The sequence below is a fragment of the Streptococcus sp. HMSC077D04 genome (assembly GCF_001808785.1).
In the GTDB taxonomy this organism is placed as follows: domain Bacteria; phylum Bacillota; class Bacilli; order Lactobacillales; family Streptococcaceae; genus Streptococcus; species Streptococcus mitis_BX.
Window position 1 is genome coordinate 1 of sequence record NZ_KV794547.1, and the last position, 4,524, is coordinate 4,524.

At 39.3% G+C, this 4,524-nt stretch carries 3 protein-coding genes; all 3 read left to right on the top strand.

Features of this window, described 5'->3' with window-relative positions:
* On the top strand, positions 1-2,271 hold a 2,271-nt coding region (locus tag HMPREF2701_RS07035; protein ID WP_070482567.1), incomplete at its 5' end, for a pneumococcal-type histidine triad protein.
* 180 nt (positions 2,272-2,451) lie between these two features.
* Positions 2,452-3,342 (top strand): zinc-binding lipoprotein AdcAII, encoded by an 891-nt coding sequence (gene adcAII / locus HMPREF2701_RS07040; protein ID WP_398584258.1) that lies wholly within the window; start codon positions 2,452-2,454, stop codon positions 3,340-3,342.
* 7 nt (positions 3,343-3,349) lie between these two features.
* Positions 3,350-4,524, top strand: a 1,175-nt coding sequence (locus tag HMPREF2701_RS11245; protein ID WP_186821227.1) for a pneumococcal-type histidine triad protein, incomplete at its 3' end; no start/stop codon positions are given.

Genomic DNA, 4,524 nt, shown 5'->3' on the forward strand with positions numbered 1-4,524 from the left:
CAGTTGAAGGATTCAGACATTGTCAATGAAATCAAGGGTGGCTATGTGATTAAGGTAGATGGTAAGTATTATGTCTATCTAAAGGATGCAGCACATGCTGATAATGTTCGCTCAAAAGAAGAAATCACTCGTCAGAAGCAAGAACACAGTAGTAATCACGGAGGAGGTTCTAACGATAATGCGGTAGTCGCTGCTAGAGCTCAAGGCCGCTATACAACGGATGATGGTTATATCTTTAATGCGTCTGATATTATAGAAGATACAGGCGATGCCTATATCGTTCCTCATGGCAATCATTTCCACTATATTCCTAAGAGTGACTTGTCTGCCAGTGAATTAGCTGCAGCTCGAGCCTTCTTATCTGGAAAAGGTAATCAACCAAGCTCAGTTGGCTATCGTCCTTCGACAAATTCTTCTAGCAGTAGCTCATCAGAGACACCGAATAGTAGTTCATATGGACAAACGAATCAAAGCAATGTTGAAGCAAATACCAGAAGATGGACTCCAAGTGTTAGCCCACAAGTGGATAATAGTTATCAAGCAAGTCCAAGTGAAGACGTATCCAGTCTCTTGAAACAGCTTTATGCCTTACCGCTTAGCCAACGACATGTGGAATCAGATGGACTTGTTTTTGATCCAGCGCAGATTACAAGAAAAACTGCGAATGGTGTTGCAGTGCCTCACGGAGACCATTATCACTTTATCCCTTATTCTCAAATGTCTGATTTAGAACAGAAGATTGCGAGAATGATTTCTGAAAATTATCAAGGAAATCATACTACTGCGGGTGGTAAAGAATTAAAACCAATTCCGACTCCAAGCCTTCCAAATCCAATTCCGATTCCAATCCCTGCTCCAGAGCCTACCCCAATACCAAGTCCACAACCTGTACCAAATCCACAACTAACTCCAAGCAATCCAATTGATGGAAAATTAGTAAAACAGGTGATTCGAAAGGTGGTTGATGGTTATGTCTTCGAAGAGAATGGAATTTCGCGTTATATTTCTACCAAGGAACTTTCAGCAGAAACTGTTGCAGCCATTGATGATAAACTTGCTAAACAAGAAAGTTTGTCTCATGAGTTAGGAGCTAAGAAAACCAATCTTGCATCTGGTGATCAAAAATTTTACAACAAAGTTTATGATTTACTAGCAACAGTTCATCAAGATTTGGTTTCCAATAAAGGGCGCCAAGCTGATTTTGACGCTTTGGATAGACTATTGGAACGTCTCAACGATGAGTCAAGTGATAAAGTCAAGTTAGTTGATGATATCCTTGCTTTTCTAGCGCCGATTCGTCATCCAGAACGTTTAGGAAAACCAAATGCACAAATAGCTTACACAGATGATGAGATTCAAGTAGCCAAGTTGGCAGGCAAGTATACAACAGAAGATGGCTATATCTTTGATCCTCGTGATATCACCAGTGATGAGGGGGATGCCTATGTAACTCCGCATATGAGCCACAGTCATTGGATTAAGAAAGAAAGTTTGTCTGAAGCTGAAAGAGCAGCAGGTCAAGCTTATGCTAAAGAGAAAGGTTTGACGCCTCCTTCAACAAATCATCAAAGTTCAGGAAATACTGAGGCTAAGGGAGCAGAAGCGATTTACAATAGAGTAAAAGCAGCTAAGAAGGTACCACTTGACCGTATGCCTTACAATCTCCAACATACTGTGGAAGTTAAAAATGGAAGTTTGATTATACCTCATTATGACCATTACCATAACATCAAATTTGAGTGGTTTGACGAAGGACTTTATGAGGCACCTAAGGGGTATACTTTAGAAGAGCTATTTGAAACTGTGAAGTATTATGTCGAACATCCAAACGAACGTCCGCATTCAGATAGTGGTTGGGGCAATGCGAGCGACCATGTTCAAAGAAACCACAATAGTCAAGCTGCTAACAACAATCAAACAGAGAAACCAACAGAGGAGAAACCTCAGACAGAAAAAATTGAGGAGGAAAAACCTCGCGAAGAAAAACCGAAAAATGAGAAAGCAGAATCTCCAAAACCAAAAGAACCAGAGGAATCAGAAGAAGAATCACCATCGGAACCAGAGGAACATCAGGTTGAAACTGAAAAGGTTGAAGAAAAACTGAGAGAGGCGGAAGAGTTACTTAAAAAGATTAAGGATCCAATTCTTAAGTCCAATGCCAACGAAACTCTCACAGGATTAAAAAATAACCTGTTATTTGGTTCTCAGGATAACAATACTATTATGGCAGAAGCTGAAAAGCTATTAGTCTTGTTAAAGGAGAGTAAGTAACTATACAACTATTATAGAAGATAAAAAGGGAGCAGAATATGGATTCTGTTCTCTTTTTTATGAAATTGTGTAAAAATTCTTGACATATTTTCTAAATAAAGATAAACTATTTACTAGTTAATTAAATGGTTAAACACTAGTTAAGGAGTTATAGTGAAAAAGAGGACGATTTTAGTATTGATGACCAGTGTATTGGCTCTGGTATTAGCTGCTTGTGGCCAAAAGGAAAGCCAGTCAGGTAAAGGGATGAAAATTGTGACCAGTTTTTATCCTATCTATGCCATGGTCAAGGAAGTATCTGGTGACTTGAATGATGTTCGAATGATTCAGTCAAGTAACGGAATTCACTCCTTCGAACCTTCAGCAAATGATATTGCAGCCATCTATGATGCAGATGTCTTTGTTTACCATTCGCATACGCTCGAATCATGGGCGGGAAGTCTGGACCCCAATCTAAAAAAATCTAAAGTTAAGGTTTTAGAGGCTTCAGAGGGAATGACTTTAGACCGCGTCCCAGGGCTAGAAGATGTGGAAGCAGGGGATGGAGTTGATGAAAAAACGCTCTATGACCCTCATACTTGGCTAGATCCTGAAAAAGCTGGAGAAGAAGCTCAGATTATCGCTGATAAACTGTCAGAGGTTGATAGTGAACATAAAGAAACTTATCAAAAAAATGCGCAAGCTTTTATCAAAAAAGCTCAAGAATTGACTAAGAAATTTCAACCTAAATTTGAAAAAGCGAGTCAGAAAACATTTGTAACCCAGCATACAGCCTTTTCTTATCTAGCGAAGAGGTTTGGACTCAATCAACTTGGAATCGCAGGTATCTCTCCAGAACAAGAACCAAGTCCAAGACAACTAACAGAAATTCAGGAATTTGTTAAAACCTATAAGGTTAAAACGATTTTTACAGAAAGTAATGCTTCTTCGAAAGTAGCTGAAACTCTTGTTAAATCAACAGGTGTGGGTCTAAAAACTCTGAATCCTTTAGAGGCAGACCCACAAAATGACAAGACTTATCTAGAAAACCTAGAAGACAATATGAGTATTTTAGCAGAAGAATTGAAATGAGGAGATTATGAAAATAAATAAGAAGAAACTTGCTGCTGGTGCAGCTGTCGTCCTTTCTTTAAGTCTGTGTATTTATGCATTGAATCAACATCAGACAGGAGAGAATAAAGATACGAATCGTGTATCTTATGTCGATGGGAAACAAGACACTCAAAAAACAGAGACACAAACACCAGATCAAGTCAGCAAAAAAGAAGATATCCAGGCTGAACAGATTGTTGTGAAAATCACTGATCAAGGTTATGTGACTTCACACGGTGATCATTTCCATTATTATAATGGGAAAGTTCCTTTTGATGCGATTTTCAGTGAAGAACTTTTGATGAAAGATGCCAATTATCAACTTAAAGACGCTGATGTTGTTAACGAAATCAAAGGTGGTTACATTATCAAGGTGGATGGTAAGTATTATGTTTACCTTAAGGATGTGGCACATGCGGATAACGTTCGTTCGAAGGACGAAATTGAACGCCAAAAACAAGGTCATACTCACGATGCACCAACATCTAATAGTGCAGTGGCGCTTGCTCAATCTCAAGGTCGCTATACTACTGATGATGGCTACATCTTTAATGCATCTGATATTATAGAGGATACTGGTGATGCTTATATCGTCCCTCACGGAGGACATTACCACTACATTCCAAAGAGTTCCTTGTCTGCTAGTGAATTGGCTGCAGCACAAGCTTACCTCTCTGGAACTAGAAATCAGCCTAGTGTGACTGACTATCGTCCAAGTACAAATGGGACTGGTCAAACTCCCAAGCCTATTCAACAGGCTGAAATACCAAGTAATAAATCCGAGAGTCTTCAAAGTCTATTACAGCAGCTTTATGCTCTTCCAAGTACTCAACGATATACTGAATCGGATGGTTTGACTTTTGACCCTGCTAAGATTTCAAGCAGAACACCAAGTGGTGTAGCGATTCCTCATGGAAATCACTATCATTTCATTCCATATACAAAGCTTTCTGCATTAGAAGAAAAGATTGCGAGAATGATTCCTCTAACTAGTGACAGTGTGAAACCAACACCATTGGAGAATCCAAGCAAACCAGCAGAAAAACCTACTCAGCAAAACCATCATCATGAGAAAGACGGTGATCATGGAAGTCAGGCACATAAGCATGAAGAACATGGACATGACGCTCATCATGATGAAGACCATGATCACGGTTTTGA